Source organism: Altericroceibacterium xinjiangense, assembly GCF_003958635.1.
GTDB classification, from domain to species: Bacteria; Pseudomonadota; Alphaproteobacteria; order Sphingomonadales; family Sphingomonadaceae; genus Altericroceibacterium_A; species Altericroceibacterium_A xinjiangense.
In genome coordinates this window covers 64,938-91,785 of record NZ_RSEK01000005.1, presented here as the reverse complement: position 1 = coordinate 91,785, position 26,848 = coordinate 64,938, and the positions used below count along the sequence as shown (strand labels likewise).

The window sequence follows — 26,848 nt, the reverse complement described above, 5'->3', positions numbered from 1 at the left end:
AGTGTTCTGCGACCAGCCGCCGTCGCGATTGAACTGTGGAGCTTCGGTCCCTACACGAATCGCGCTATGCGGGCCCTCCACTACTTGCGCGACCGGCTGGACCGGGCCGGAATGCTCCTGTCCGGGCTGTGCGTTGTCCATTGCCTGGGCACGCTGGTGCTGGTCGCCGGGCTTGGCATCGGCGGCGGATTGCTGCTCGAACCCTCGATCCACCGGGTCGGGCTGGGGCTGGCGGCAATGATCGCGGCGTTCTCGATCGGCATGGGGGCGCTGCGCCATCGCCGGGTTGCGCCTTCCGTCGTTGCGATCGTCGGGCTGGGCTTCATGGGCGCCGCGCTGCTGGTCCCGCACGGGAGCAAGGAAGCGGTGCTGACCGTGATCGGCGTCTCGCTCGTCGCCGTGGGCCACGTGCTCAACTTGCGTCGCGCGAAGGAACCGCTATCGCCTGAAGGCGATGACTGCGCTATCCCTAACTCTTAACGGCCAGGCCCACCGGACCTCGGCTTCGACCATCGCCGCTCTCGTGCGGGAGCTGGAGCTCACCCCCGAAAAGGTTGCGGTGGAGCGCAACGGCGAAATCGTGCCGCGCTCCACGCTGGAACACGCGCCGCTGAGCAATGGCGACGTGCTGGAAATCGTCCACTTCGTCGGCGGCGGCGATCATGAGGACGATACCTGGACCGTCGCGGGCCGCACCTTCCGGTCCCGCCTGATCGTCGGCACCGGAAAGTACAGGGACTTCGCCCAGAACGCGGCTGCCGTGGAGGCGAGCGGGGCCGAGATCGTCACGGTCGCGGTGCGCCGGGTCAACGTATCGGACCCCAAGGCGCCGATGCTGACCGACTTCATCGACCCGAAGAAGATCACCTACCTGCCGAACACTGCCGGCTGCTTCACCGCCGAGGACGCGATCCGCACGCTGCGGCTGGCGCGCGAGGCGGGCGGCTGGGACCTGGTGAAGCTGGAAGTGCTGGGCGAGGCGCGCACGCTGTATCCCGACATGCGCGAGACGCTGCGCGCGACGGAAACCCTCGCGAAAGAGGGGTTCCTGCCAATGGTCTACTGCACCGACGATCCGATCGCGGCCAAGCAGCTGGAAGAAGCCGGCGCGGTTGCGGTGATGCCGCTGGGCGCGCCGATCGGATCGGGGCTGGGCATCCAGAACCGGGTGACCATCCGCCTGATCGTGGAAGGCGCCAGCGTGCCCGTGCTGGTCGATGCCGGGGTCGGCACCGCGAGCGACGCGGCCGTGGCGATGGAGCTGGGCTGCGACGGCGTGCTTATGAACACCGCCATTGCCGAGGCGAAGGACCCGATCCGCATGGCCCGCGCGATGAAGCTGGCGATCGAGGCCGGGCGCGAGGCTTACCGTTCCGGGCGCATGGCAACCCGCAAATATGCCGATCCCTCGAGTCCGCTGGCGGGAATGATCTGAACGTTCGGCTTTGGCGCGGGGAGGGGCAGGACGGCTCCCCCTTGGGCCAAGGCGAAACGGCCCGCTGAGGTTGACACACCTGACATGTCCTACAGCCGGGTGTCACGCTGTGAACCTGCGGAGTTCTGCGGGTTTGCGGTCAAAAATCGACGAAATCGCGCGAACGTAAAAATTAAAATATCCTTTCGCCCGGGAGCAACAAGCAGCAAGCTTCCACCCGAGGTCTGCATGATCGCAGGAGTGGCTGGAAGCGGCGGAAACCACGATGGCAAAGAGCGCATCGGGTTTGCCGGGGCGCCCGGTCTGTAGGGAAGCGGGAATGTCGGCTTGCGGCCCATTCGTGACATTTGCGCCAGGTGTAGAAGCGACCCATTGCAGAGGGTGGATGGACGCGGCAGGATCCGGGCTGTGGCTCCAGCGAAAGTAACCCCATGCGTCTGACAACCCTATTGGTTCCAACCTACACGAACATGCTGAAAGCGCTGTCGGGTTGGTTGAGGAAGGCACAGGCGCAGATGCCGGAAGCTGAGGCGGAGGCGCTCCTGCTGGCGCGCCTCGCACCAGACATGTTCCCACTTTCGACCCAGATACGCTTCGCCTGCGTGCAGGCTCAGGAAGCCGCTCATCGCCTCCAGGGATTGCCTTTCCCGGCTTCGATCGGCGAATTGATCGAGGAGGGACGCAACGCAAGCGAAAGCCCCGGTTCGCTCGCGGACGCACAGGACCGGATCAGCGAGACGGTCGCCTTACTGGAAGCACTTCCGCCCCGCGCGCTCGACATGGAGCCGGACAGTCCGATCCCGCACGAAATTCCTAGCGGGATGATATTCGATCTGACTGCGGAGCAATATGCCCGCGACTGGACGGTGGCCCAGTTCTATTTTCACGTCATGACCGCCTATGCGATCTTGCGCAGTGAAAAGGTGGAGCTTGGGAAAGCCGATTACATTCCCCACCTGATCCCCCATCTGCGTCCTGCTGCGGAGCCAGAGGGGTAAGCCGCTGTGCGCGAGCGGCTGGCCTGAATAATTGCCTTCCAGCCATTCCGGACAGTCCGCCTCAGGCCTTGTACAACCGCTCCAGCCGGTCGGCATAGCGTTCGCGCAGCTTGTGGCGGCGGATTTTCAGGCTGGGGGTCAGTTCTTCGTTTTCGATGGTGAACGGTTCGTCCGCGAAGGCGAACTGGCGGACTTTTTCGGTGACGGGCACGTCCTCGTTCATCCGGTCAACCGCGCTGCGGATCGCGCTGCGGAACGGGGGGAGGTGTTGCAGGTGGGTCAGGTCGAACGGCTCGTTCGCGGCCTGGGCCCATTCGAACGCCCATTCAGCATCGGGCACGACCAGCGCGACGACGTAAGGCTTGCGGTCGCCGTGGACCATCGCCTGGCCGATTTCGGGCTGCAGCGTCAGCATGCCTTCGATCTTCTGCGGGGCGACATTGTCGCCCTTGTCGTTGACGATGATGTCCTTCTTGCGGTCGGTGATGACGATCCGCCCGCCATCGTCGAGATGGCCGACATCCCCGGTGTGGAGCCAGCCGTCTCGCAGCGCATGGGCGGTTTCCTGCGGATTGTTCCAGTAGCCCTTCATCACCACTTCCCCGCGCACGAGGATTTCCCCGTCCTCCGCGATCCGGACCTTTGTGCCCTTGAGCGGCGGACCGACCGTGTCGAGGCGAATGCCGGCCGAAGGATAATTGCAGCTGATGACCGGCGCGGCTTCGGTCTGGCCATAGCCTTGCAGCACGGTGATCCCGAGAGCCTGAAAGAACCGGCCGACCTCCGTGTTGAGCGGGGCGCCGCCGGACACCAGCGCGTGGATGCGTCCGCCGAAGCGGTGACGGATGCGGGGGCGCAGGGTGCGGTCCAGCACCTTGTCGAGCAAGCGGTCGCCCGGGCGCTGCCGGCCTTCGGTCTGCCGTTCCCCCAGCGCCAGCGCCTGATCCATCAGCCAGCGGGCAATCCGGCCCTGCCGGCAGACTTCGCGGATGATCTTGGTCCGCAGCATCTCGAACAAGCGGGGGACCACGACCATGAAGGTCGGCTTCACCTCGGCAATGTTGGCGGCGAGCTTTTCAAGGTTCTGGGCGTACCAGATCTCCGCCCCCATCCCGATGGGCAGGAACTGGCCTGCAGTGTGCTCATACGCATGGCTCAGCGGCAGGAACGACAGGAAGCGGTGCACTTCCCAGCCGTAGTCGGTGACCAGCACGGTGGCCGCGCCGTCCACGTTGGCGAGGATCGCCCCGTGGGACAGGATCACCCCGCGCGGCGTGCCGCCGGTGCCGCTGGTGTAGATGATGCAGGCCGTGTCCCGCCTCCCGATGGCGGCAAGGCGGGCCGCGACCGCTTGGCGGGCCGTCGTTTCTTCTCCCGCAAGCAAGTCGGCCCAGGGGTGGAAGGCGAAGGAGGGGCCTTGCGCGTCGTCCAGCTCGATCCCGATGACGTGTTCCAGCAAGGGGCAATCGGCGGCGGCGGCGAGCAAGGGGCCGGCGAGCGCGGGGTTCGACACGATTGCCGCCCGCGCGCCGGAATCGGTCAGGATGTGCCGGTGATCGCGCTCGGTGTTGGTGGTGTAGGCGGGGACGGTGATGCAGCCCGCAGCCATGATCGCCAGATCGGCGAGGCACCATTCGGGCCGGTTTTCGGACACCAGCACCACCCGGTCTCCGTCCTCAAGGCCAAGCGCGCGCAGGGATTCGGCGATCCGGCAGACGTGCCCCGCGGCTTCGCGCCAGGTCAGCGCGTGCCAGTCACCCTTGTGCTTGGCGAACAGAAAGGGGGCGTCCCCCAGCTCGTCCGCCCGGTCAAGGAACAGCTGCACGAGGTTGTTCGCCGCTTCGAAATCCGCCAGCTGCACGTGTATGCGTTCTCCCTGTCCCTTGGGTTTAGGGGCGCGGGCGGGGCGGCACAAGCTTACTCGCGCACGGCGGCGCCTTCGCTGCGCGGATCGGCCGCGCCGACCCAGCCTTGCGCGGTCCGCTGGGCGCCGTTGGCCTTCAGCGGAAGCGGACGCGTGACGATCTCCGCATGGCCCATCGCCTTCAGCGCCGGGATCATCGTTTCGAGCGAGGTGCCTTGCTCCACCAGCAGCGTATTGCCGGGGGCGAACAGCACGGGCAGTTCGAAAGCGCGTTCCAGCGGCAGGCCGAAATCGAGCACGCCGATCAGCGCGCGGGCGACTTGCACCGGGATCGTCGCCCCGCCGGCCGCGCCGACAGCGAGGTAAAGATCGCCGTTCGCGTCATAGACCAGTGTCGGCGCCATCGAACTGCGCGGGCGCTTGCCGCCTTCGACCCGGTTGGCGACGGGGCGGCCTTCCCCCGTGGGCGCGAAGCTGAAATCGGTCAGCTCGTTATTGAGGAAATAGCCGCCGGCGACGATGCCCGATCCGAACAGGCCTTCGATGGTCGAGGTGTAGCTGACGGCGTTGCCCTCCCCATCGATGGCGACGAAGTGGGAGGTGCCGCGCTCCTCCGGCTCAAGCCCGTCCGGCGGCGCGAGGGCGATGCCGGGCGGCGTGCCGGCTTCCACCGTCTCAAGCGCGCGGTCGGGCGCGATCAGCGCGCTACGCGCGGCGAGGTACGCGGGATCGCCCAGTCCCGCGACCGGGACGGAGACGAAATCGGTGTCGGCCAGATACCGCTCCCGGTCGGCGTAGGCGAGGCGCTGGGATTCGGCGAACACGTGCCAGAACACCGGCGAATCCGGCCCCATCGCGGCAAGATCGAACCGCTCCAGCTGCTTGAGCATCGCGAACACGGTGGTCGCGCCGGAAGACGGCGGGCCCATTCCGCAGATGCGGTAGACGCGGTAGGTCCCGCAGACCGGTTCCCGCTCCTTGGCCCGGTACGCGCCGATGTCGGCGGTGGTGAGGGGGCTGGGGCGCGGAGTTTCGGCCGCGACCCTGCGGGCGATTTCCGCCGCGTTCGTGCCGGTGTAGAACCAGTCGGGCCCCTGGGCAGCGAGCTTTTCCAGCGTTTCGGCCAGCGCCGGGTTGCGGATCGTGGCGCCGACTGGCAGCGCTTCGCCCGAGGCATCGTAGAACAGTGCCCGGCCTTCCGGGTGGCGGCCCGCGCGGTTCCTTGCGCTGACGAGGAACTGGCGCCCGCGTTCCGACAGCACGAAGCCTTCGCTGGCGAGGCGGATCGCGGGCTGGAACAGCGTGGCCCACGGCAGCTTGCCGTAGCGCTGGTGTGCCGCTTCGATCAGGCGGAGATTGCCTGGAACCCCGACGCTGAGGCCGGAGCGGACGGCGTCCATGAACGGCAGCGGCTTTCCGTCCGGGCCGAGGAACCATTCGGGCGTGGCGCCCGCCGGGGCGGTTTCGCGTCCGTCGAACGAAGTGACCGTGCCATCCGCGTCTCCGTGCAGCAGGAACCCGCCGCCGCCGATGCCGGAGCTTTGCGGCTCGACGACCGTCAGCGCCAGCATGGTCGCGATTGCGGCGTCGGTGGCGCTGCCGCCGAGGCGCAGCATTGCCGCCCCGGCTTCGGCCGCGCGCCGGTCAGCGGCGGAGACGACCCCTTCGGGCGCCAGCGGGACTGGAGGCGCCAGAGGACCGGGGGGCGCCAGCGGGGCGGTGGAGGCGGGAAGGGTGGCGCAGCCTGCAAGCAGCAGCGGCGCGGTAAGCGAAGCGAGGAAAGTTTGAACCATCGCCCCGCGTGCTATTCGCTTCCCACGGCCTCTGCAATGGACGCGAACCCGTCCCGCTGCATCAGGTACGTCAGATCGCGGACGATCCGCCGGGCGATGCCGGGTCCCTGGTACACCAGCGCGCTGTAGAGCTGCACGAGGCTGGCGCCGGCGCGAATCCGTTCCCACGCGTCCATTCCGTTGGCGATTCCGCCGACCCCGACCAGCGGCAGCGCGCCGCCGGTCGCCCGGCGGAAATCGCGCAGGCGTTCCAGCGCCAGATCCTTGATCGGGGCGCCCGACAGCCCGCCGGTTTCGCCCGCGTGGCGCGATTTCAGCGCGGGCCGCGAAATCGTGGTGTTGGAGACGATCAGCGCATCGAGCCGCTTGTCGAGCGCGATGCGGGCGATCGCGTCGATATCGGCGGGCTGCAAGTCCGGCGCGACCTTGAGGAAAACCGGCGGGCCGCCTTCGCCGCGGGCATTCAGCACCGCGTCAAGCAAGTCGGCCAGCGCGCCCTCATCCTGCAGTGCCCGCAAGCCGGGGGTGTTCGGGCTGGAGATGTTGACCGCGAGGTAGCTGGCCAGCGGCGCCATTTCCTGGGTCATCCAGGCGTAATCGGCCACCCGGTCCGCTGAATCCTTGTTCGCGCCGATGTTCACGCCGACGATGCCGGGTCGGCCGGCACGCGCCCGCAGCCGCAGGCGCGCGGCTTCGGCTCCGCGGTTGTTGAATCCCATGCGGTTGATCACCGCGCCGTCCTCCGCCAACCGGAACAGGCGCGGGCGCGGATTGCCTTCCTGCGGGCGCGGGGTGACCGATCCGACTTCGGCAAACCCGAACCCGAGCCCCAGCAGCGCGTCGGGCACTTCGGCGTCCTTGTCGAACCCGGCGGCCATTCCCACCGGGTTGGGAAAGCGCAAGCCGGCGACATCGATCGCCAGCGGACCGTCGGCGGCGAGCGGGCGACTGGCGCGGTTCCGGGGAGTGCGGTTCTTCAGGGCCCGCATCGCGAAGCCGTGCGCGGTTTCGGGATCGAGCGTGAACAAGGCAGGGCGAATCAGGCGGTACAGCATCGGCGCGCCTTTGGCAGTCCGGCCGCGGCCTGTCGATTGGCGGCCTGCCGATATATCCGCGCGCTCAGGATCAGCAGAAATGCAAACGACTCGCAGCAAGGCTTTGCGGTTGAAACCCTTCAGGTGCGCTCTTAGGTGAAAATCGGAACGAAACACTCCGATTACCCGCAGGAGCCGCAATGCGCTTGTCCAGCATGGCCGATTACGCCGTCGTCACGATGAGCGCCGCCGCGCGCCATTGCGGCTCCGCATCGCTTGTCGATGCGGATGGCAAGAAGCGTGCGCGCGTTTCGGCGGCCGAGCTGGCGGAGGAAACGGGCTTGCCCGCGCCGACGGTGCAGAAGCTGGTCAGCAAGCTGACCGCCGCGGGCCTGCTGCGGACGATGCGCGGAATGGGCGGCGGACTGACACTGGCCCGCCCGGCGGCGGCGATCACGCTGGCGGACATCGTCGAGGCAGTGGAAGGGCCGATTGCCCTTACCAGCTGCGTCGAGCCGACCCGCCACGATTGCGCGCTGGAATCCAGCTGCACCGTGCGTCCGCACTGGCCGCTGGTAAATGAAACCCTGCGCAGCGCACTGGCGCAGATCACCCTGACGCGCCTTGCCGCGACCGAACGGGCCGAAATGGAAGTCACCGCATGAACGAGCAAGTGGAAATCAAGGATCAGGCTGCGCGAGACGCCGCCGCCCGGGCCGCCGACTACGAGCACGGCTGGTCTTCGGGGATCGAGCAGGAATTCGCGCCCAAGGGCCTGTCCGAGGACACGGTCCGCTTCATCAGCGCCAAGAAGAACGAGCCGGAATGGATGCTCGAATGGCGGCTGAAGGCGTTCCGCGTGTGGCAGGGCATGGAAGCGCCGGACTGGGCGAAGCTGAACATCGCGCCGATCGATTACCAGAACGCGTATTACTACGCCGCGCCCAAGAAGAAGCCGACGCTCAGCAGCCTCGACGAACTCGATCCCGAGATCAAGGAAGTCTACGACAAGCTGGGCATCTCCCTGGAAGAGCAGAAAGTGCTCGCCGGGGTGGAAGGCGCGCGCAAGGTCGCGGTGGACGCGGTGTTCGACAGCGTCTCGGTGGCCACCACCTTCCGAGAGGAGCTGAAGAAAGCCGGCGTCGTTTTCCTGTCGATTTCCGAAGCGATCCGTGAATACCCGGACATGGTGAAGAAGTGGCTGGGGCGCGTGGTGCCGCAGCGGGACAACTTCTTCGCCACGCTGAACAGCGCGGTCTTTTCCGATGGGACCTTCGTCTACATCCCCGAAGGGGTGCGCTGCCCGATGGAGCTGTCCACCTATTTCCGGATCAACGCCGAAAATACCGGCCAGTTCGAACGCACGCTGATCGTTGCCGAAAAGGGCAGCTACGTCAGCTATCTCGAAGGCTGCACCGCACCGATGCGCGATGAAAACCAGCTCCACGCCGCGGTGGTGGAACTGGTCGCGCTCGACGATGCGGAGATCAAGTATTCCACCGTGCAGAACTGGTATCCCGGCGATGCCGAAGGCAAGGGCGGGATCTACAACTTCGTCACCAAGCGCGGATTGTGCCAGGGCGCGCGCTCCAAGATCAGCTGGACCCAGGTGGAAACCGGCAGCGCGGTGACGTGGAAGTATCCCTCCTGCGTGCTGAACGGGGAGGACTCGGTCGGCGAGTTCTATTCCGTGGCCCTGACCAACAACCATCAGCAGGCCGATACCGGCACCAAGATGATCCACAACGGCAAGGGCAGCCGCTCCACCATCGTGTCCAAGGGCATCAGCGCGGGCAAATCGAACAACACCTATCGCGGCCTTGTTCGCGTCGGGCCGAATGCGGACAACGTGCGCAACTTCACCCAGTGCGATTCCCTGCTTCTGGGCAGCGAATGTGGCGCCCACACGGTGCCGTACATCGAGGTGCGCAATCCGACCGCGCAGATCGAGCATGAGGCGACCACCAGCAAGATCAGCGATGACCAGCTGTTCTACGCGATGCAGCGCGGGCTGGGGCAGGAAGAAGCCGTGGCGCTGATCGTCAACGGCTTCGCACGGGAAGTGATGAAGCAGTTGCCGATGGAATTCGCCGTCGAGGCGCAGAAGCTGCTGGCGATTTCACTCGAAGGGAGCGTGGGATGACCGCCGAACGCAAGAAACTGTCTCTCGGCGCCGTGGGTGAACGGGCAGAGGAACGCGCGGCCGGCGATCGTACCGCCGCGTGGAACATCTCGCCCGCCCGCGCCGAGGCGCTGAAGGAACGCGCCCGCGATCAGCGCCGCAACCCGACCGAGGCGCAAAAGGCGCTGTGGGAACGGCTGAAGGACAAGCAATGCGGCTTCACCTTCAACCGCGAGGTGGTGATGGGCAGCGCGGTCGTCGACTTTGCCTGCCGCACGCGCTGGCTGGTGGTCGAAGTCGGGGACACCGAAGGCCCGTCGGCGACGATCGCCGAATTGAGCGACCGCAAGCTGCGCGAAGTCGGCGTGCGGGTGATGCGCTTTGCGGAAGCCGATGCGCTCGAAAACACGGACAGGATCGTCAAGGCGATCAAGGACGAGCTGCAGAAGCCGTTCGAAAAGCCGGCGCAGGCCGGAACGCAGGCCAGAAGCCATGCCGGAACCCAGGGAAATGCCTATGCTCGAAATCGCTGACCTCCACGCCGAAATCGACGGCAAGCCGATCCTCGACGGCCTCTCGCTTACGGTGAATGCCGGCGAGATCCACGCGATCATGGGGCCTAATGGGGCGGGCAAGTCGACCCTCGCCTACGTGCTGGGCGGGCGGCCCGGCTACGAGATCACCCGGGGATCGGTGACGTTCAACGGGCAGGACCTGCTGGACCTGGAACCGCATGAACGGGCCGCGGCCGGGGTGTTCCTCGGCTTCCAGTACCCGGTGGAGATTCCGGGCGTTTCCAACGTCCAGTTCCTGCGTGAGGCGCTGAACGCCCAGCGCAAGGCCAAGGGGGAAGACCCGCTTTCGGGTGGCGATTTCCTGAAGCTTGCGCGGGAGAAGGCCGGGCTGCTGAAGCTGGATATGGACATGCTCAAGCGGGCGGTGAACGTCGGGTTTTCCGGCGGCGAGAAGAAGCGCGCCGAGATGGTGCACATGGGCATCCTCGATCCTGCGTTCGCCGTGCTGGACGAAACCGACAGCGGGCTCGACATCGATGCGCTGCGCGTCGTGGGCGAGGGGATCAACGCGATCATGCGCGCGCCGGACAAGGCCGTGCTGCTGATCACGCACTACCAGCGGCTGCTCGATTACGTGAAGCCGGACAAGGTGCACGTGCTGGCCAAGGGCCGCATCGTGACCAGCGGCGGGCCGGAACTGGCGCTGCAGCTGGAGAGCGAAGGCTACGAGACGGTGCTGGCGTGAGCGATCTTGCCCTTCCCACCAAGCGTGACGAAGACTGGCGCTACGCCGATTTCGAGGCGCTGGAACGGCTTGCGCCGGACGATTTCGGCCAGTGGCGGGACATCGCCGTTCCGGCGGGCGAAACCTGCCGGGAATGCTTCGTGCTCGATGGTTCGGACGCCGACTTGCGCCGCGTGCGGGTGACCGTGGGTGAGGGCGGCCGGTGTGAACTGTTCGCGGTGAACGCCGGCGGCGACTATTCCCGGTTCGAAGCGGACGTGACGCTGGCGCGAGGCGCGCATTTCGAATTCGGCGGGGTGACCATCGGCGGCGGCGAGACGACGCGCGAGTTCGTCACCCGCCTGAACCACGCCGAACCGGACGCGACATCCGCGCAAGTCATCCGGGCAGTGCACTGGGACCGGGCGACCGGGAACTTCCTCGGCCGGATCGAGGTGGCGCGCGATGCGCAGAAGACCGATGCCGCGCAGGATTTCAAGGCGCTGCTGCTCAACAAGGGCGCGGCGGCCAACGCCAAGCCGGAACTGGAAATCTTCGCCGACGACGTGAAGTGCGCCCATGGCGCCGCGATCGGCCAGATGGACGAAGCCGCACGGTTCTACATGGCCGCGCGCGGATTGCCGCCGGAAGTGGCGCGCAAGCTGCTGGTCCGCGCTTTCCTGGCCGATGCCTTCGTCGCGCTGGAAGACGAGGCGGAGCAGGAGCGGATGCTGGAGACGGCCCTGTCCGTCCTGGGAGAGGCTGTGTGAGCGAAACCGCCACCCTTACTCGCAAGGCCGATTTTCCCGGCCTGCTCAACGCCGACGGATCGGCGTGGCATTACCTCGATTCCGCCGCGACCGCGCAGAAGCCGCAGGCGGTGATCGATGCGGTGGCCCGCGCGATCGGGGCGGATTACGCGACGGTGCATCGCGGCGTCTACACCCGCTCGGCCGAGATGACGCTGGGGTACGAGGCGGCGCGGCGCAAGGTGGCGCGGTTCATCGGCGCGGCGGAGGACGAGATCGTCTTCACCCGCGGCGCGACCGAGGCGATCAACCTTGTCGCGCAAAGCTGGGGACTGGCGAACCTCAAGGCCGGGGACCGCATCCTGCTGTCGCTGCTGGAGCATCATTCCAACATCGTTCCGTGGCAATTGCTGCGGGACCGCACCGGCATCGAAATCGACGTCTGCCCGCTGACCGAGGACGGGCGGATCGATCTCGACACGGCGGAGCGGATGCTGACGCCCGCGCACAAGCTGGTCGCCTTTGCCCATGTCTCCAACGTGCTCGGCTCCGTGCTCGATGCGAGCCGCGCGGCGAACCTTGCCCATGCGGTGGGCGCGAAGCTGCTGCTCGACGGATGCCAGGCGGTGCCGCGCCTGAAGGTCGACGTGCGCGATCTTGCTTGCGATTTCTACGCCTTTTCGGGCCACAAGCTTTACGGGCCTACGGGCATCGGTGCGCTGTGGGCGCGCAAGGACATCCTGGACGCGATGCCCCCGTGGCAGGGCGGCGGGGCGATGATCGACCGGGTGACTTTCGACAAGACCACTTACGCCCCCGCGCCGCAGCGGTTTGAAGCCGGAACGCCGGCGATCATCGAGGCGATCGGGCTGGGCGTGGCGGCGGAGTACGTCGAGGCCATCGGGCCGGACACGATCCACGCCCACGAGACGCGGCTGGTCGCCGCCACGCGCGAGGCCTTGCGCGGGATGAACGATGTTCGCCTGCTGGGGCCAGAAGACAGCGCGGGGATTGTCAGTTTCGTGATTGACGGGGTTCACCCCCACGATCTCGGCACCATATTGGACGAAGAGAACGTCGCGATCCGGGCCGGGCACCACTGCGCCCAGCCGCTGATGGATCACCTCGGCGTGCCCGCCACCGCGCGGGCGAGCTTCGGCCTGTATAGCGATGAAGACGATGTAGCCGCGCTTGTTCGCGGGATCGAACGAACGAAAAGGATCTTCGGATGAACGAAGAGGCAGACCGGACTTTCCGGGTCGAAGAAGTAGACAGCGTATCCCCGCCGCCGCGTGCGCGGGTGGAAGATGCCGAAAGCGACGCCGAGAAGCTGGGGCGCAAGAAGGATTACCTCGAAGGATTCCTGGCGAAGAAGCCGGACAGCGTCCCTGCCGGGGAGCCCGGCGGCGCGCTGCATGACGCGGTAATCGATGCGCTGAAGGACATCTTCGATCCCGAAATCCCGGTGAACATCTACGACCTCGGGCTGATCTACGGGGTCGATGTGACCGGCGAGGGCGATGTCGCGATCAGCATGACGCTGACCACGCCGCATTGTCCGGTGGCCGAATCGATGCCAGGCGAAGTCGAGCTGCGCGTCGGCGCGGTTCCCGGCGTGCGCGACGCGCAGGTCCAGATCACCTGGGATCCGCCGTGGGATCCTTCGAAGATGAGCGACGAGGCCCGGCTGGAACTGGGGATGCTGTGACCACGCTTGGCCTTGCCCCGAACCGTGCGCTGACCATCGCGCTGGCGGACTACGCCGATCCGCAGGACGCGGCGGCGCTGGTTGCCTTGCTCGATGCCTATGGGCAGGATCCGATGGGCGGCGGCGAGCCGCTGGCGGGCGACGTGCGGGACCGTCTGGTCCCCGCGCTTTCCGAGCAGCCCGGCGCGTTCTCGCTGATCGCGTGGCAAGATGGGAAGCCGGTGGGGCTGGCGAACTGCCTTACCGGATTTTCGACTTTCGCCGCGCAGGCGGTGATCAACATCCACGACATTGCCGTAGTCCCTGCTGCGCGGGGGCACGGCGTCGGCAAGGTGCTGATGGCCGCGATCGAGCACGAGGCCCGCGCGCGCGGCGCCTGCAAGATCACGCTGGAAGTGCTGAGCGGCAACGAACCCGCGCGGGGGCTTTACGCCTCGCTCGGCTATGGCGACTACACGCTCGATCCCGCAGCCGGACACGCGCTGTTCTGGCAGAAGAGGCTGACATGACCGATACGAAAACCCGCACCCGCCCCGCCGCCGTCATCCTGACGCCCAGCGCGGAGCAACGGATTGCCGACCTGATGGCCAAGGCGCCCGAAGGCACCATCGGGGTCAAGCTGTCCACCCCGCGCCGGGGCTGTTCGGGCCTTGCCTATTCGGTCGATTACGTCAGCGAAGAAAACGCGCTCGACGAGAAGATCGAGACGCCGGGCGGCGTGTTCTACATCGACGGGGCGAGCGTGCTCTACCTGATCGGATCGACAATGCAGTGGCGGGAGGACGATTTCACCGCCGGGTTTGTGTTCGAAAATCCGAACGCGAAAGGATCCTGCGGCTGCGGCGAAAGCTTCATGGTGTGACGCGGCTCAGCGCGGCGACATACGTCGCGCGGTCCACGTCCAGCCCGTCGCTTGCCCGCCGGGCATCGACATAAGTCGCCACCGGCTCCGCTCCGGGTCTGAGCGGATAGAGAAACACGTCGAGCACGCAGGGCGCTCCGGTGAACTGAAGCTTGCGCACGTCCCCTTCGCGCACGTCCAGCCGGGGCTGGCCGAACCGGCGGACCAGCGCGGCGGCGTTCTGCTCGATCACCCCTTCCAGCCCCGGCGCACGCATGATCTTCGGCGTCTGGAATACCGGATTGGGCCGGGGCGGGGCCGGGCGTGCCGGCGGGACGCGAGTCGCGGGCCGGGACGGCGGCGGCGCAGGCCGGGGCGATTCGGCCGAAGGCACGGCGACGCAGGCGGCGAGCAGCGGAAGCAGCAAGGCCGGGCCAAGGCGAAGCCCCGGCGCTTTTCGGTGGACGATCCCGGTCATCATCGCTTGCGATTGCCCGCGCAGCGGGCCAAGTCAACGCCCCTGCCGCCGCCGGGCCTTCGTCCGGCGCACTTCTGCAACGACAAATCTCTTTGAGGAACCGGATGACCGAACCCCGCTACGACGTAATCGCGATCGGCAACGCCATCGTCGATGTGATGGCCCCTTGCGAGGATTCGCTGATCCAGGAACTGGGCCTTACCCGCGGCGGGATGGAACTGGTCGACGCGGATCGCGCCGATGCGCTGTACCGGGCGATGGGCCCGGCGCGGGAGATTTCCGGCGGATCGGCGGCCAACACGCTGGCCGGACTTTCGGCGCTGGGCGCGCGGTGCGCCTTCATCGGCCAGGTGGCGGACGATCAGCTGGGTGAGGTCTTCGCCCACGACATCCGGGCAAGCGGGATCGATTTCGACACCCCTTCGCGCCCCGGTCAGCCGCCGACCGCGCGGTGCCTGATCTTCGTCACGCCCGATGGGCAGCGGACGATGAACACCTTCCTTGGCGCAAGCCAGTTCCTGGCGCAGGACCGGCTGGATGAAGACGCCGTCGCCGGCGGGTCGATTCTCTACCTCGAAGGCTATCTGTGGGACCCGGAAGAGCCGCGCGCGGCGATGCGCCGGGCGATCGAAGCCGCACGGGCCGCAGGGCGCAAGGTGGCCTTCACCTTGTCCGATCCGTTCGTGATCAGCCGCCACGGCGACGATTTCCGCCGCCTGATCGATGCTGGCCAGATCGACATCCTGTTCGCCAACCATCTTGAACTTGCGGCGCTGACGGGCACGGACGATTTTCAGGCGGGGCTGGACAGCCTTTCACCGAAGGTGCCGGTTCTCGTCGTCACGCGGGGCGAACACGGCGCGTCGGCCATCGCCAGGGGAGAGCGGGCCGATGTTGCCGCCGAGCCGGTGGAGCGCGTGATCGACACGACCGGGGCGGGCGACTTGTTTGCCGCAGGGTTCCTGTTCGGCCACGTCCGGGGTGAGAGCCTGGAGCGGTGCCTGCGCCTTGGCGCCATCGCGGCGGCGGAAATCATCTCCCACTACGGCGCGCGTCCGGAAGCCGACTTGCAGGCGCTGGTGGCCGACAAGCTGGGGTAAGGGCGGTTGGAAGCGGCCGATCCCGCAGATCGGATCGGCCGCTTCGAACGCGTCAGCCCGTCCGGGCGATTTCGCGCCAGCCGATGTCCCGGCGGCAGAATCCCGAAGGAAAGTCGATCTTGTCGACCGCTTCGTAGGCGCGCTGCTGCGCTTCGGCGGTGTTCTGGCCGGTTGCAGTGACGTTGAGCACGCGCCCTCCGGAAGCGACCAGCGATCCGCTGGCGTCGAGCGAAGTTCCGGCGTGGAACACCTTCGCGCCCGTTTCCTCCGCCGCATCGAGCTTGCCGATCGTTCCGCCCTTCTGGGGCGTTCCGGGATAGCCTTCGGCCGCCATCACCACCGTCAGGGCGCTGTGGTCGGAAAACTTCGGCGGCGGCATCGTACCAAGGCGCCGTTCGGCGCAGGCGAGCAGATAGTCCGCCAGATCGCTTTCCAGCCGCATCATCAGCACCTGGCATTCGGGATCGCCGAACCGGCAGTTGTATTCGACCAGCTTGGGTCCCTGGTTCGTCAGCATCAGCCCGGCGTAGAGCACGCCCGAATAGGGCATGCCTTCGTCCGCCATCGCGCGGATTGTCGGGGCGATGATGCGCTGCATCGCTTCTCCGCGGATCTGCGGGGTCAGGATCGGGGCGGGGCTGTAAGCGCCCATCCCGCCGGTGTTCGGGCCGGTATCGCCGTCGCCCACCCGCTTGTGGTCCTGCGCCCCGCCAAAGGCGTAGATCGTCGCCCCGTCGGTGATGGCGAAGTAGCTGGCTTCCTCGCCTTCCATGAATTCCTCGATCACCACTTCCCCGCCGCCGGAGAACATGTCGCGCAGCGTCTCCTCTGCCTCAGCCCGAGTTTCGGCGATGACGACGCCCTTGCCGGCCGCCAGACCATCGGCTTTGAGGACGTACGGCGCGGCGAAGCGGCCGAGCGCGGCCAGGGCCTCGTCCAGCGCCTTGGTCCGGACATAGCCGGCGGTGGGGATGTTGGCCCGGGCGCACAAGTCCTTGGTGAAACCCTTGCTGCCTTCGAGCTGCGCGGCGGCGCGGCTGGGGCCGAACACGGGAAATCCGCTGGCCCGCAGCGAATCGGCCAAGCCATCGACCAGCGGCGCTTCGGGGCCGATCACCACCAGGCCGATGGACTGCGCGGCGCAGAACGCCGCGACTTCGCCGTGGTTTGCGATGTCGAGGGTGACCAGCTGCGCGTGCCCGGCTATCCCGGGATTCCCGGGCGCGGCGAAGAGCGTTCCGCCTTCTTCCGCGATGCAGCGGGATTGCGCGAGCTTCCATGCCAGCGCATGTTCACGCCCACCCGATCCCAGCAAGAGTATGTGCATGCCCGGCTTTTCCTTCGATACAGAATCTGGTGACGATACAGAATCTGGCGGGCTCGTAGCCAAGGGTTCGCGGGGGGACAACGCCGCACCGCTCAGCATCACCGAGATTTCGCAGCTTCTGAAGCGGACGGTGGAGGATCGCTTCGGCTTCGTCCGGCTTCGGGGGGAGTTGTCCGGGGTGAAGCGGGCGGCGTCCGGCCACTTCTACTGCGCATTGAAGGATGAAGGCGCGGTGATCGACGGGGTGATGTGGCGCGGCAACGCGGGGCGCCTGACGTTCCGGCCCGAAGACGGGATCGAAGTCGTCGCGACCGGCAAGCTGACCACTTACCCTGGCCGCTCGAAATACCAGATCGTGATCGATTCGATGGCGATTGCGGGCGAGGGCGCATTACTCGCCTTGCTGGAGAAAACCCGCCGCCGGCTGGAAGCCGAAGGGTTGTTCGCCCAGGAGAGGAAGCGGCCGCTGCCGTTCCTGCCCAAGGTGATCGGGGTCGTCACCTCGCCCACCGGGGCGGTGATCCGGGACATCCTGCACCGGTTAGCGGACCGGTTCCCCAGCCACGTGATCGTCTGGCCGGTGCTAGTCCAGGGCCAGGGCTCTGCCGAGCAAGTCGCTGCGGCGCTGCGGGGATTCGGCAGCCTTGCACCCGGCGGCGCGGTGCCCCGGCCCGACTTGCTGATCGTTGCACGGGGCGGCGGCTCGATCGAGGACTTGTGGGGCTTCAATGAAGAAGTCGTCGTCCGCGCGATTGCCGATTCGCCGATCCCCGTCATCAGCGCCGTCGGGCACGAGACGGACACGACGCTGGCCGATCACGCCGCCGATCGCCGCGCGCCGACTCCCACGGCGGCGGCGGAAATCGCCGTCCCGGTGCTGGGCGAACTTGCGGCGGCCATCGCCGAGTTCGGCCTGCGGCAGCGCAAGTGTGCCAAGCGGCCGGTCCAGCTTGGACGGGAACGGCTGGAAGCGCGCGCCCAGCGCCTGCCGAAACCCGAAGCCTTGTTGCAGGGCCCGGCGCAGCGGCTGGACGATTTGTCGGAACGGCTGCGGCGGGGACTCGCCGACCGGGCGGTAAAGGCGCGTGAGCAATTGTTGTCCGATGCAGCTCGGTTGTCCGCGCCCCTGCTCGCCGGGCAATGGCGCCACGCCCGGCAGCGGCTCGACAGCGCGCGGCTTTCTCCCGCGTTGATTGCGCGCCCGATTGCAGAAGGAAGAAACCGGCTGGACGCGCTCGAGCGGTTGCGGCGGCAACTGGATCCGAAAGCCCCGCTCGCCCGCGGCTATGCCCTCGTCAGCGCCCCGGACCGTCCGCTGATCGCAACGCGTGAGGATGCGGCGGGGCAACCGGTCCTGACCCTGGAATTCGCCGACGGCACGCTGGACGTGCTCCCCGCGTCCGGACGGGGCGGCAAGCCGCGGCGTCCGGCACCCAAGCCGGGGCAGGGCGACTTGTTCTGATCCGGGAGCGCGTGCGGCGGTCTTTTCGCAAAGCTGTCTTTCTTTCTTCGCGCACCAGGCCTCCGATCCCGGTTGCCGAGCGGGAGACCAGTGCCTAGATGGCAGGAATGCTGATGTCCTCTGCCGATCGCGCCGCTACGCTTATCTATGGTCCCAACGGTTTCCGGGTCGTGAAGAACGGAACTTTCGTGCCCTGCGCGGTAACCGGGGAGCCGATTCCGCTTGAAGAGCTCACCTACTGGAGTGTTGAACGGCAGGAAGCCTACTCGTCCGCGGAGCTTTCCACCAAGCGCCTGCTGGGCGAGGCATGAATCGAGCCCGGCTTGCCCTGATCGTCGCAGGCACCTTGCTGTCTGCCTGCGTGGCTGCCCCGCAAGGCAGCGAAGGAGCGGTCCCGGCTGCGGCGCCTGCTGCCGCTGGCGCCCTCGCCTCGGTTCCATCCCCGCCACCCCCACCATCGGTTTCCCGGCCGACGCCTGCGCCGGCTCCGGCTGAACCGGCGCGGTTTGTCTTTTCAGGGGAGCTGACCCAGGGCGGCTGGATCAGGGGGGAGGTTCCACGTGGAACACTCTCCGCCCGGCTGGATGACACCGAAATCGCAATCGGGCCGGACGGCCACTTCTTTGCCGGGTTCAACCGCGATGCGGAACCTGCGGCCGTGCTCTCGGCAACGCTGGCCGATGGCCGCACCGTCACCGAGCAGCTGACGATCGCTCCCCGCGACTGGCGGCTTGAGCGAGTCAACGCCGATTTCACCGCCGGGGTACCGAGCGAAAGCTTCATGAAGCGCCGCCGGCCCGAACTGGAAGCCATCGCCGCGGCGCGCACGGCCGAAGCCGAAGCCGAGGGTTGGCAGCAGAACTTCATCTGGCCCGCGAGAGGGCGAATCTCGGGCCGGTTCGGGTCTCAGCGGATCTATCGCGGCGGCAAGGAGGGGAGCTACCACAGCGGGCTCGACATCGCCGGGGGCGGCGGCACGCCGTTCGTCGCGCCAGCGGACGGGGTCGTGGTTCTCGCCGCGCAGGAACCGTTCACGCTGGAAGGGCACCTGATCATTGTCGATCACGGGCACGGCCTGAACAGCGCGTTCCTTCACGCTTCAGAGATCGACGTGCGGGAAGGGGACCGCGTCCGGCAGGGCCAGGTGCTTGGAAAGATCGGGGCCAGCGGACGCGCCACCGGGCCCCACCTTCACTGGAGCCTGATGTGGCGCGGCGCGCGGCTCGATCCGCTGCTGATCCTGGGTGAGGACTAAACCCGAGGCAGGAGGCGGCTTTACCGCTCCCGCCGGACCTTGATCGCCCGCTGCCCGTCGATAGAGGCGGAATAGGTGCCGAGCGTACCTTCGCGAATGACGATCCGGCTCCCCGGCTTGGGGTCGAATATCGGCCGCTTTCCGCTGATTTGCCGCCAGACCGCACCATCCGGCAGGGCCACGAGCCACTGTCCTTCCGGATCGAGCCTGGCAGAGGCGACCGTGCTGTCGATCTCCTTCACTTCCGGGACTTCCCGGGTCAAGGCGGGCTGCACGGGTGAAGGGGAGTCGGGAAGGCCGAACTGTTCCCGCCGTGCTTCGGCCAGCGCCTTCAGCTCGGTTATGACCACTCGCTTTTCCGCAACGGCGGAGCGCAGCTCTCCGGTGTTCCGTTCAAAGCAGGAAAGCCGTTCCTCCGCAGCCGGCAGGGACTGACAAGCCAGCAGCCGATCGACGATAGGCGAAGGAGTTTCTGCCACCTGCGCAAGGGCGGGAGAGGGCAGCGCGGCAAAGGCAAGAAGCAAGGCGGCAAGACGCATCTTCGTTTTTCCAAGAAACTGCGGGTTTCGCATTCGTAATGGGCTCGGTTCCCGCGCGGCGCAACATACCAGAGGTGTGTTGCATAGAGGTTACAGAGGAAACAAAAACCCGCCACCTAGCCTGAACCTCACCTTTACAGGGGGTCGGGCTTGCCGCACGGAACTGCCATCCCGGCCTGCGAATGTGGATTCGCGGCCGTCAGGGCGAAAAGCGGTTCCGTCCTGCTATTCAGGGTAAGGGGTTTATCGACCAATGAAAAAGCTCTCCATTTTGAAGGCGGGGTCCGCCCCGCTGGCGATCGGACTCGCGATCTTCGCTACTCCGGCTTTCGGCCAGGCGACGCCTCCGGCTGCTGCGCCGCTGGAAACGCTGACCGAGAATGCCGACGGTTCCGATCCGATCGAAACCCAGTCGATCATCGTCACCGGTTCGCGCCTTGCGCAGCCGAATCTCGTATCCACCAGCCCCGTCACGGTTGTTGCGGCCGAGGAACTGCGGGCGACCGGCACGACTCGCGTCGAGGATCTCGTCAACTCGCTGCCGCAGGTTTTCGCCGGGCAGGGCGCCACGATTTCCAACGGCTCCACCGGTACGGCGACGCTGAACCTGCGCGGCCTCGGTTCCGAGCGCACGCTGGTGCTGATCAACGGCCGCCGCGCGATTCCGGGTGACCCGAGCACGTCGGCTGCCGACATCAACATCATCCCCGGTGCGCTGGTGAAGCGCATCGACGTCCTGACCGGCGGCGCTTCCTCCGTATACGGTGCTGACGCCGTTTCGGGCGTCGTCAACTTCATCATGGATACCGACTTCGAAGGTTTCCGGATCGACGCACAGGGCGCGTTCTACCAGCACGACAACGACGCGAGCGGCGCGATCACCGACGCGCTCGACGCCCGCGGGTTCACCTATCCGAGCGGCAACGTCGTCGATGGCCGTTCGATCGACGTCACTGCATCGTTCGGTGCCGGGTTCGACGATGGCCGCGGCCATGTCACGGCCTACGCCGGGTACCGCAAGATCAACGCGATTCTGCAGGGCGCACGCGATTACTCGTCCTGCGCGCTGAACGCCGGTTCTGCCACCGCGTCTTCCCGCTTCAGCTGCGGTGGTTCGCTGACTTCGCCGAACGGCTCGTTCATCGTGTACGACAGCTTCGGCGATCCGACGGACGTCGAGGGTGGTGGGCCGGAAGGCGATCAGCCGGATGGCATCGCGGATGCGTTCACCTCCACGTTGTACCAGATCGGCAACAGCCGGGCGTTCATTCCCGGTGCCACGACCTACAACTACAATCCGCTGAACTACTTCCAGCGCCCGGACGAGCGGTATACCGCCGGCCTGTTCGCAGACTACGAGATCTCGGACGCCGCGCGCCCGTACCTCGAGTTCATGTTCATGGATGACCGCACGGTCGCCCAGATCGCCCCGTCGGGTAACTTCGGCAACACCTTCTCCATCAACTGCAACAACCCGCTCCTGAGCGCGCAGCAGCTGGCGATCGTCTGCGACAACGAAAACCTGCTGGTCAGCGCAAGCCCCAGCCGCGCTTTCGACGTCGTCGGCAACACGGGTGAAGCCGCGTTCGACTTCATCGATCCCACCACCGGTGACACCTACAACCGCGGTTTCGCGCAGATTCTGCGCCGTAACGTGGAAGGCGGCGGCCGCCAGGATGACCTGCAGCACACCAACTATCGTGCTGTGATCGGCATGCGGGGTGAGCTCAGCCCGATCTGGTCGTATGACGCGTTCTACCAGTACGGCCGCACGATCTTCGCGCAGACGTATCTCAACGACTTCTCGGTCACGCGCCTGACGCGCGCGCTCGACGTCGTGACCGATCCGGATTCGGGTGCGGCGGTCTGCCGTTCCACCCTCGACGGGACGGATGCGAACTGCGTGCCCTACGACATCTTCGCTCCGGGCGGGGTGACGGACGCGGCGCTGAACTACCTGCAGGTCCCCGGCTTCACGCGCGGGCTCAACACCACGCAAGTGGCCAACGCCGCCATCACGGGCGACCTGACCGAGTACGGGTTCGCGTCTCCCTGGGCAAACTCGGGTGCGGCTCTCGCTCTCGGTGTGGAATACCGCAAGGAAACGCTGGACTTCAAATCGGACGTCTCGTTCCAGATCGGCGACCTCGCCGGTCAGGGTGCGCCGACGCTGCCGGTTGCGGGTGCGTTCGACGTGAAGGAAATCTTCGGCGAACTGCGCATTCCGCTGATCCAGGACAGCTTCATCTACGATGCGTCGATCACGGGCGGCTATCGCTACTCCAGCTATGACGTGAGCAGCGGCCGGTCGTTCAGCACCGACACCTACAAGATCGAAGGTGAAATCGCGCTGACCCCGGACATCCGCTTCCGTGGCGGCTACAACCGCGCGGTCCGCGTGCCGACGCTGCAGGATTTCTTCGCTCCGAACCGGGTCGCCCTGCAGGGCACGACCGACCCGTGCGCAAAGACGGACGCGGATGGCAATCCGGTTGCGATCGCGCCAGGGGACGTTGGCTGTCTGGCTCAGGGTCTGTCCGTCGGGCAGATCGTCGCGGAGAACCCGTCCAGCCAGTACAACGGCCTGATCGGCGGCAACGTCGACCTGATGCCGGAAACCGCCGACACCTACACCGCCGGTGTGGTGTTGAGCCCGCGCTTCGTGCCGGGTCTGGCGATCAGCGTCGATTACTTCGACATCACGGTGGATGACGCGATCCAGGCAATCGGTGCGGACACCATCGTAACGCAGTGCACCAACACGGCCGATCCGTTCTTCTGCGATCTCGTCAATCGTGACGCCTCCGGATCGCTGTGGCGGACCCCGCAGGGCTTCGTGGTCAACACCCAGCAGAACATCGGTAGCGCCAGCACCAGCGGCGTCGACGTGAACGCTGGCTACACCCGGACCCTCGGCCCGGGCCGCTTCACCAGCAGCTTCGTCGGTACCTGGCTCAACGATCTGACGACCGATCCGGGCGTTGGCGGGGCTTACGATTGCGTCGGACTGTATGGCGCAAACTGCGGCACCCCGAATCCGGAATGGCGCCACCAGATGCGCGTCGGCTTCGAACTGCCGTCGGGGATCGGCACGTCGGTCCGCTGGCGGTACTTCTCCTCGGTGGAGCAGGACACCACCAGCGACAATCCGGCGCTGGAGGGCACTGTACAGCCTGCGAACGCCAAGATCCCGTCGGTCAACTACATCGACCTGACGCTGACCTACGACATGAACGACGAAACCAGCTTCCGGATGGGTGTGAACAACCTGTTCGACAAGGCTCCGCCGATCATCGGTCAGCAGGCCTGCTCGCCGGTGTTCTGTAACGGCAATACCTATCCGGCGGTCTATGATGCGCTGGGACGCTATGTCTTCGTTGGCTTGACGCTCGACCTGTAAGTCGACTCAACACTGCGATTACACAGGGAGGCGGGGCCATTGGCTCCGCCTCCTTCTTTTTGGGCCTGATCGACAAACCCCGGTGCGGGCCTTATTCCGAGAGGCGAATGGCAGGCCTTCCCCTGATATCCGCCCGTCTGGCCGACGCCCGGTCTGACGATTGCGCCGCGCTCCACGCGGCGGCTAAGGAAGCGGTGGTTCACGGCGCCTATGAGGCCGTGCGCGACCGGCTCCGCCCGCTGCTGTCTGCTGTGCACCGCGGAGACGCGGGCCTGTGGCAGCTTTATGCCCTGGCGCTGCGCGGGCTCGGCGAAAGCGCCGAGGCGGCACAGGCGTTCCGCCGCGCCGCCGACCTCAATCCCGGCGATCCGCTGCTAACCCACAGCCTTGCCCGCACCACGCTGGAAGCCGGGGATGAGGCCGTGGCCTTGTTCGATGTGGCGATCGCTCGCGCCCCGGCAGACGCATCGGTGCGGCTTGGCCGTGCGGCGGCGCAGCTGGCTTCCGGAGCGGGGGAGAACGCGCGGGCCGATCTGGCGGCCCTGCTGCTGCAAACGCCAGGTTGGCTGGCTGGGCACGCGGCTTATGCCAACCTCACCGCGATGATTGCACCGGGCGAAGATCCGCTTGCGACGATTGATGCTGCCGTTGCCCGGTTTCCGGCAGACCGCAGCCTGATCGACGATGCCATCGCGCTCGCCATGCGGGCCGAAGACTACACGGGTGCACTGATGCGCATTGCGCGGGCGCGCGAACGGTTCGGCCCGGACGCCGCCCTGGCCGCGCGCGAAGCAGCTTGCCTCGCCGAAACCGGCTCCGCAGCGGAAGCGCTGCGCGTGTTCGGCACCGTCCCCGTGCAGTCCGCCGGAGATGTCATCTGGCGGGTGCGCACCCTGCTGCGGGTGGCCCGTCCCGACGAAGCTGCCGCGCTGCTGGAGCGACGCTGGCCGGACGGAGATCGGGCCTTGTGGCCTTACCGTGCGCTGGTCTGGCGCCTGACCGCCGATCCTCGGTGGCATTGGCTTGAAGGCGACGAACGGCTGATCCGCACATACGACATTGCCGGTGAACTCGGCGATCCGGAGGAACTGGCTGACTGCCTGCGCGCGCTTCACTGCAACGCGGGGCAGCAGCTCGATCAGTCGGTGCGCGGTGGCTCGCAGACGGACGGCAACCTGCTGGTCCGCGCCGAACCGCCGCTCCGCCGCTTGCGTACGGCTTTGCTGCACGCGGTTGGCGAGTACGTTGCACAGCTGCCTCCGCCAGTGGACGGGCACCCGACCCTGATAGCTGACCGCGGGCCGCTGCGGATCGCCGGATCGTGGTCGGTTCGGCTGACCGACGCCGGACTGCACGTCGACCATGTCCATTCGCATGGCTGGCTCAGTTCGGCATTCTATGTTGCCCTGCCGGAGCCAGACAAGGATCGGGATACGCCGCAGGCGGGATGGCTCGCTTTCGGGGAAAACCGCGATCTCGCGCCCGATTTGCCCGCCTTTCGCCTGATCGAGCCCAGGGCTGGAACGCTGGCGCTGTTCCCGTCGATCACCTGGCACGGGACGCGTGCTTTTGCCCAAGGGGAACGGATGACCGTCGCCTTCGACATTGCCTTGCCTGCAGGCGCGCGGGAATGACGGCCGAGCACCACCGGGCGCGAGCCGCGTCCGCGCTGCAACGCGGCGATTTTGCCGCTGCGCTGGCTGAGGCGGAGCAGGGACTGGCGCATGCTCCCGCTGAAGGCGCGCTGCTGGCGCTTGGCGGGCTGTGTGCCTTGCAACAGGGAGATGATGCGCGAGCCGAGGACTTGCTTGGGCGGCAAATCGCCGTCGCTCCAACCGATCCGGCGCCGCGGACCAATCTGGCCATGCTGCTGACCCGGCAGGGGCGGCTGGAGGAAGCGCTCGGGGTGCTGGAAGCGCATGCGGACGGCAGTGCGGGCAGCCCGAAAGCGCGGCGCCTGCTGGCTTATCTCCTGCAGGAAAACGGCCGCGAAGCCGAGGCTGTGCCGCTCTACCGCCAGCTGACCGCCGAAGCGCCGGGCGATTTCGAGTTATGGAACAACCTGGGCAATGCGCTACGCGCAACCGGGGACACAGCGGGTGCGATCCAGGCTTTCCAGCGGGCCGTCCACGCCGGAGCCGCACCGGAGGTTTTCCTGAACCTCTCCGAATTGCTCACCCGGCAGGACAGCCGTCACCGCCGCCTGCAGGTGATGGAAGCGGCACGGCGCCGGTTTCCCGGCCATCGGGGGATCGCGCTGGAATATGGTCTGGCCCTGGCTGCAGCGGATTCGCCGGAAGGCGCGGTCGATTTGCTGCGGCCGCTCGCCGATACCGAGGACGAGTTGGGAGAGGCGCACGTCGAGCTTGGCTTGCTTTATGAAAACCTCAACCGGCTGGACGATCTGCGGGCGTTGATCGAGAGTGCGGAACGGCGCGGGCTGGAAGCTCCGGAACTGGACTTCCTGCGGGCCTGGCTGCTGCGGCGGGAAGAACGTTTTGCCGAAGCCGAAGTATTTGCTGCCCGGGTGCCCGAGACGATCAGCGTCTTGCGCCGCGCCCAGCTCTCGGCTGAGATTGCCGACCGCCTCGGCAAGACGGGAGAAGCGTTCGATCACTATCGCCGGATGAATCGGGAGGTCGTTGCCAGCCGCCCGGCGCCGGACGGACCGAACTATCGCCAGACGATTGAGCAGGTCACGGCGGAGATGGTCGCGCCGCCGCCTGTCGAATTGCCCGACGATGACTGGCGCGATCCGGTGTTCGTCGTTGGGTTCCCGCGATCCGGCACGACCTTGCTCGACACGCTGCTGTCCGGCTTTCCCGAACTGCGCGTGTTCGAGGAAAAGCCGATGCTGTCCGAAACCGCCGCGGCTTTTCCCGGGCTTTCCCGGTCCGCCGATCCGGCCTTGATCGCTGCGGCGCGGACGGACTATTTCATGCGGGCGGAGCGGCACGGCCCCCCACTTGAAGGTCGCTGGCTGGTCGACAAGCACCCGCTGCACATGGCGCAGATGCCGCTGATCCAGCGCCTGTTTCCCAGGGCGCCAATCGTGATGATAGAGCGGCACCCCTGCGACGTGGTGCTCAGCTGCTTCATGGCGAACTTCACTCCGAACTTCGCGATGCGCAGCTTCACCGATCTTGAGGAAGCGGCCCGGACCTATGACGCGGTCCTGTCCTGCTGGACGCGGGCGTGCGCCCTGCTGCCGCTGACGGTGAAGGCCGTCCGCTACGAGCAGATGATCGAGGATCTTGAGCCGACCGTCCGCACGCTGGCGGACTTCCTTGGCCTGGTATGGAGGGACAGCGTGCTCGACCACCGGGCGAGCGCGGCCCGGCGCGGTCCTGTCCGCACCGCGAGCTACGCTCAGATCGGCCAGCCGATCTATCGCCGGGCAGTCGGCCGCTGGAAGCGGTACGAGGAGGAGCTTGCCCCGATTCGCCCTGTCCTGGAGCCGTGGATCCGCCGCCTCGGCTACGAAAGCTAGCCGCCGCAGGGCAG

The 26,848-nt window shown here is 66.8% G+C and carries 25 protein-coding genes; 19 read left to right on the top strand and 6 right to left on the bottom strand.

Annotated elements, in window-relative coordinates:
* Positions 1 to 66: 66 nt before the first annotated feature.
* The 3 genes from ELY13_RS07475 to ELY13_RS07465 all read left to right on the top strand — a co-directional run bounded on the left by ELY13_RS07475 (position 67) and on the right by ELY13_RS07465 (position 2,433).
* Entirely contained in the window at positions 67 to 480 is a 414-nt protein-coding gene (locus ELY13_RS07475; protein ID WP_126173279.1) for a MerC domain-containing protein, read from the top strand.
* Positions 455 to 1,435: a sulfur carrier protein ThiS gene (thiS, locus tag ELY13_RS07470; protein ID WP_126173278.1), complete on the top strand. Its 981-nt coding sequence runs from the start codon at positions 455 to 457 to the stop codon at positions 1,433 to 1,435. The genes ELY13_RS07475 and thiS overlap by 26 nt, the downstream gene beginning before the upstream one ends.
* 431 nt (positions 1,436 to 1,866) lie before the next feature.
* Positions 1,867 to 2,433, top strand: coding sequence for a DUF1993 domain-containing protein (locus ELY13_RS07465; protein WP_126173277.1), 567 nt, complete (start codon positions 1,867 to 1,869; stop codon positions 2,431 to 2,433).
* A gap of 61 nt (positions 2,434 to 2,494) precedes the next feature.
* On the opposite strand, the gene ELY13_RS07460 is transcribed toward ELY13_RS07465, so the two are convergent.
* The 3 genes from ELY13_RS07460 to ELY13_RS07450 are packed head-to-tail and all read right to left on the bottom strand — an operon-like array spanning position 2,495 to position 7,145.
* A complete protein-coding gene (locus tag ELY13_RS07460) occupies positions 2,495 to 4,294 on the bottom strand; it encodes an AMP-dependent synthetase/ligase (protein ID WP_126173276.1) in 1,800 nt (599 codons plus the stop codon).
* Positions 4,295 to 4,350: 56 nt separating this feature from the next.
* Positions 4,351 to 6,090, bottom strand: coding sequence for a gamma-glutamyltransferase (ggt, locus tag ELY13_RS07455; protein WP_126173275.1), 1,740 nt, complete (start codon positions 6,088 to 6,090; stop codon positions 4,351 to 4,353).
* Between the two features lie 11 nt (positions 6,091 to 6,101).
* Complete coding sequence (locus ELY13_RS07450) at positions 6,102 to 7,145, bottom strand: quinone-dependent dihydroorotate dehydrogenase (protein ID WP_126173274.1); 1,044 nt, start codon at positions 7,143 to 7,145, stop codon at positions 6,102 to 6,104.
* A 179-nt stretch (positions 7,146 to 7,324) separates the two neighbouring features.
* Here ELY13_RS07450 and ELY13_RS07445 point away from each other — a divergent pair, with 179 nt between their 5' ends.
* The 9 genes from ELY13_RS07445 to ELY13_RS07405 are packed head-to-tail and all read left to right on the top strand — an operon-like array spanning position 7,325 to position 13,804.
* A complete protein-coding gene (locus ELY13_RS07445) occupies positions 7,325 to 7,789 on the top strand; it encodes an RrF2 family transcriptional regulator (RefSeq protein WP_126173273.1) in 465 nt (154 codons plus the stop codon).
* Positions 7,786 to 9,267, top strand: coding sequence for a Fe-S cluster assembly protein SufB (sufB, locus tag ELY13_RS07440; protein ID WP_126173272.1), 1,482 nt, complete (start codon positions 7,786 to 7,788; stop codon positions 9,265 to 9,267). Before ELY13_RS07445 ends, sufB begins: the two co-directional genes overlap by 4 nt.
* Positions 9,264 to 9,779, top strand: a complete 516-nt coding sequence (locus ELY13_RS07435; protein WP_126173271.1) for an endonuclease domain-containing protein — start codon at positions 9,264 to 9,266, stop codon at positions 9,777 to 9,779. Before sufB ends, ELY13_RS07435 begins: the two co-directional genes overlap by 4 nt.
* Positions 9,763 to 10,506: a Fe-S cluster assembly ATPase SufC gene (sufC, locus tag ELY13_RS07430; RefSeq protein WP_126173270.1), complete on the top strand. Its 744-nt coding sequence runs from the start codon at positions 9,763 to 9,765 to the stop codon at positions 10,504 to 10,506. The genes ELY13_RS07435 and sufC overlap by 17 nt, the downstream gene beginning before the upstream one ends.
* Positions 10,503 to 11,255: a SufD family Fe-S cluster assembly protein gene (locus tag ELY13_RS07425; protein WP_126173269.1), complete on the top strand. Its 753-nt coding sequence runs from the start codon at positions 10,503 to 10,505 to the stop codon at positions 11,253 to 11,255. The genes sufC and ELY13_RS07425 overlap by 4 nt, the downstream gene beginning before the upstream one ends.
* Entirely contained in the window at positions 11,252 to 12,466 is a 1,215-nt protein-coding gene (locus ELY13_RS07420; RefSeq protein WP_126173268.1) for an aminotransferase class V-fold PLP-dependent enzyme, read from the top strand. Before ELY13_RS07425 ends, ELY13_RS07420 begins: the two co-directional genes overlap by 4 nt.
* On the top strand, positions 12,463 to 12,942 hold the full coding sequence (locus ELY13_RS07415; RefSeq protein WP_126173267.1) for an SUF system Fe-S cluster assembly protein: 480 nt from the start codon (positions 12,463 to 12,465) through the stop codon (positions 12,940 to 12,942). The genes ELY13_RS07420 and ELY13_RS07415 overlap by 4 nt, the downstream gene beginning before the upstream one ends.
* Positions 12,939 to 13,451, top strand: coding sequence for a GNAT family N-acetyltransferase (locus ELY13_RS07410; protein ID WP_241233590.1), 513 nt, complete (start codon positions 12,939 to 12,941; stop codon positions 13,449 to 13,451). The genes ELY13_RS07415 and ELY13_RS07410 overlap by 4 nt, the downstream gene beginning before the upstream one ends.
* Positions 13,448 to 13,804: a HesB/IscA family protein gene (locus ELY13_RS07405; protein WP_126173266.1), complete on the top strand. Its 357-nt coding sequence runs from the start codon at positions 13,448 to 13,450 to the stop codon at positions 13,802 to 13,804. The genes ELY13_RS07410 and ELY13_RS07405 overlap by 4 nt, the downstream gene beginning before the upstream one ends.
* Here the strand turns inward: ELY13_RS07405 and ELY13_RS07400 are convergent.
* On the bottom strand, positions 13,794 to 14,261 hold the full coding sequence (locus tag ELY13_RS07400; protein WP_126173265.1) for a hypothetical protein: 468 nt from the start codon (positions 14,259 to 14,261) through the stop codon (positions 13,794 to 13,796). The genes ELY13_RS07405 and ELY13_RS07400 overlap by 11 nt on opposite strands.
* Before the next feature lie 104 nt (positions 14,262 to 14,365).
* On the opposite strand from ELY13_RS07400, the gene ELY13_RS07395 reads away from it, so the two are divergent.
* Entirely contained in the window at positions 14,366 to 15,361 is a 996-nt protein-coding gene (locus ELY13_RS07395; protein ID WP_126173264.1) for an adenosine kinase, read from the top strand.
* Positions 15,362 to 15,413: 52 nt separating this feature from the next.
* Here ELY13_RS07395 and purD read toward each other — a convergent pair whose 3' ends face one another.
* Entirely contained in the window at positions 15,414 to 16,688 is a 1,275-nt protein-coding gene (gene purD, locus ELY13_RS07390) for a phosphoribosylamine--glycine ligase (protein ID WP_126173263.1), read from the bottom strand.
* Between purD and xseA the strand changes: the two genes are divergently transcribed.
* The 3 genes from xseA (at position 16,687) to ELY13_RS07375 (ending at position 19,405) form a co-directional block, all read left to right on the top strand.
* Complete coding sequence (gene xseA, locus ELY13_RS07385) at positions 16,687 to 18,150, top strand: exodeoxyribonuclease VII large subunit (RefSeq protein WP_164549737.1); 1,464 nt, start codon at positions 16,687 to 16,689, stop codon at positions 18,148 to 18,150. The two genes, purD and xseA, sit on opposite strands and share 2 nt — an antisense overlap.
* Positions 18,151 to 18,257: 107 nt before the next feature.
* Positions 18,258 to 18,461, top strand: coding sequence for a DUF2093 domain-containing protein (locus ELY13_RS07380; RefSeq protein WP_126173261.1), 204 nt, complete (start codon positions 18,258 to 18,260; stop codon positions 18,459 to 18,461).
* Positions 18,458 to 19,405 carry a M23 family metallopeptidase gene (locus tag ELY13_RS07375; protein ID WP_126173260.1) on the top strand — a complete coding sequence of 316 codons (948 nt, stop codon included), beginning with the start codon at positions 18,458 to 18,460 and terminating at the stop codon, positions 19,403 to 19,405. Before ELY13_RS07380 ends, ELY13_RS07375 begins: the two co-directional genes overlap by 4 nt.
* A 20-nt stretch (positions 19,406 to 19,425) precedes the next feature.
* On the opposite strand, the gene ELY13_RS07370 is transcribed toward ELY13_RS07375, so the two are convergent.
* Positions 19,426 to 19,944, bottom strand: coding sequence for a hypothetical protein (locus tag ELY13_RS07370; RefSeq protein WP_126173259.1), 519 nt, complete (start codon positions 19,942 to 19,944; stop codon positions 19,426 to 19,428).
* 253 nt (positions 19,945 to 20,197) lie between these two features.
* On the opposite strand from ELY13_RS07370, the gene ELY13_RS07365 reads away from it, so the two are divergent.
* The 3 genes from ELY13_RS07365 to ELY13_RS07355 all read left to right on the top strand — a co-directional run bounded on the left by ELY13_RS07365 (position 20,198) and on the right by ELY13_RS07355 (position 26,834).
* Entirely contained in the window at positions 20,198 to 23,344 is a 3,147-nt protein-coding gene (locus ELY13_RS07365) for a TonB-dependent receptor domain-containing protein (protein WP_126173258.1), read from the top strand.
* A gap of 107 nt (positions 23,345 to 23,451) precedes the next feature.
* Positions 23,452 to 24,978 carry a putative 2OG-Fe(II) oxygenase gene (locus tag ELY13_RS07360; RefSeq protein WP_126173257.1) on the top strand — a complete coding sequence of 509 codons (1,527 nt, stop codon included), beginning with the start codon at positions 23,452 to 23,454 and terminating at the stop codon, positions 24,976 to 24,978.
* On the top strand, positions 24,975 to 26,834 hold the full coding sequence (locus ELY13_RS07355) for a tetratricopeptide repeat-containing sulfotransferase family protein (RefSeq protein ID WP_126173256.1): 1,860 nt from the start codon (positions 24,975 to 24,977) through the stop codon (positions 26,832 to 26,834). Before ELY13_RS07360 ends, ELY13_RS07355 begins: the two co-directional genes overlap by 4 nt.
* The last annotated feature ends 14 nt before the right edge of the window (positions 26,835 to 26,848 follow it).

Excerpts from the sequence above, each read along its gene's own strand:
- ELY13_RS07475 (WP_126173279.1), top strand. The coding sequence starts at position 67 with ATGCGGGCCCTCCACTACTTGCGCGACCGGCTGGACCGGGCCGGAATG.
- thiS (WP_126173278.1), top strand. The coding sequence starts at position 455 with ATGACTGCGCTATCCCTAACTCTTAACGGCCAGGCCCACCGGACCTCG.
- ELY13_RS07465 (WP_126173277.1), top strand. The coding sequence starts at position 1,867 with ATGCGTCTGACAACCCTATTGGTTCCAACCTACACGAACATGCTGAAA.
- ggt (WP_126173275.1), bottom strand. The coding sequence starts at position 6,090 with ATGGTTCAAACTTTCCTCGCTTCGCTTACCGCGCCGCTGCTGCTTGCA.
- ELY13_RS07450 (WP_126173274.1), bottom strand. The coding sequence starts at position 7,145 with ATGCTGTACCGCCTGATTCGCCCTGCCTTGTTCACGCTCGATCCCGAA.
- ELY13_RS07445 (WP_126173273.1), top strand. The coding sequence starts at position 7,325 with ATGCGCTTGTCCAGCATGGCCGATTACGCCGTCGTCACGATGAGCGCC.
- sufB (WP_126173272.1), top strand. The coding sequence starts at position 7,786 with ATGAACGAGCAAGTGGAAATCAAGGATCAGGCTGCGCGAGACGCCGCC.
- ELY13_RS07435 (WP_126173271.1), top strand. The coding sequence starts at position 9,264 with ATGACCGCCGAACGCAAGAAACTGTCTCTCGGCGCCGTGGGTGAACGG.
- sufC (WP_126173270.1), top strand. The coding sequence starts at position 9,763 with ATGCTCGAAATCGCTGACCTCCACGCCGAAATCGACGGCAAGCCGATC.
- ELY13_RS07415 (WP_126173267.1), top strand. The coding sequence starts at position 12,463 with ATGAACGAAGAGGCAGACCGGACTTTCCGGGTCGAAGAAGTAGACAGC.
- ELY13_RS07405 (WP_126173266.1), top strand. The coding sequence starts at position 13,448 with ATGACCGATACGAAAACCCGCACCCGCCCCGCCGCCGTCATCCTGACG.
- ELY13_RS07400 (WP_126173265.1), bottom strand. The coding sequence starts at position 14,261 with ATGACCGGGATCGTCCACCGAAAAGCGCCGGGGCTTCGCCTTGGCCCG.
- ELY13_RS07395 (WP_126173264.1), top strand. The coding sequence starts at position 14,366 with ATGACCGAACCCCGCTACGACGTAATCGCGATCGGCAACGCCATCGTC.
- xseA (WP_164549737.1), top strand. The coding sequence starts at position 16,687 with ATGCCCGGCTTTTCCTTCGATACAGAATCTGGTGACGATACAGAATCT.
- purD (WP_126173263.1), bottom strand. The coding sequence starts at position 16,688 with ATGCACATACTCTTGCTGGGATCGGGTGGGCGTGAACATGCGCTGGCA.
- ELY13_RS07380 (WP_126173261.1), top strand. The coding sequence starts at position 18,258 with ATGCTGATGTCCTCTGCCGATCGCGCCGCTACGCTTATCTATGGTCCC.
- ELY13_RS07375 (WP_126173260.1), top strand. The coding sequence starts at position 18,458 with ATGAATCGAGCCCGGCTTGCCCTGATCGTCGCAGGCACCTTGCTGTCT.
- ELY13_RS07370 (WP_126173259.1), bottom strand. The coding sequence starts at position 19,944 with ATGCGTCTTGCCGCCTTGCTTCTTGCCTTTGCCGCGCTGCCCTCTCCC.
- ELY13_RS07365 (WP_126173258.1), top strand. The coding sequence starts at position 20,198 with ATGAAAAAGCTCTCCATTTTGAAGGCGGGGTCCGCCCCGCTGGCGATC.
- ELY13_RS07360 (WP_126173257.1), top strand. The coding sequence starts at position 23,452 with ATGGCAGGCCTTCCCCTGATATCCGCCCGTCTGGCCGACGCCCGGTCT.
- ELY13_RS07355 (WP_126173256.1), top strand. The coding sequence starts at position 24,975 with ATGACGGCCGAGCACCACCGGGCGCGAGCCGCGTCCGCGCTGCAACGC.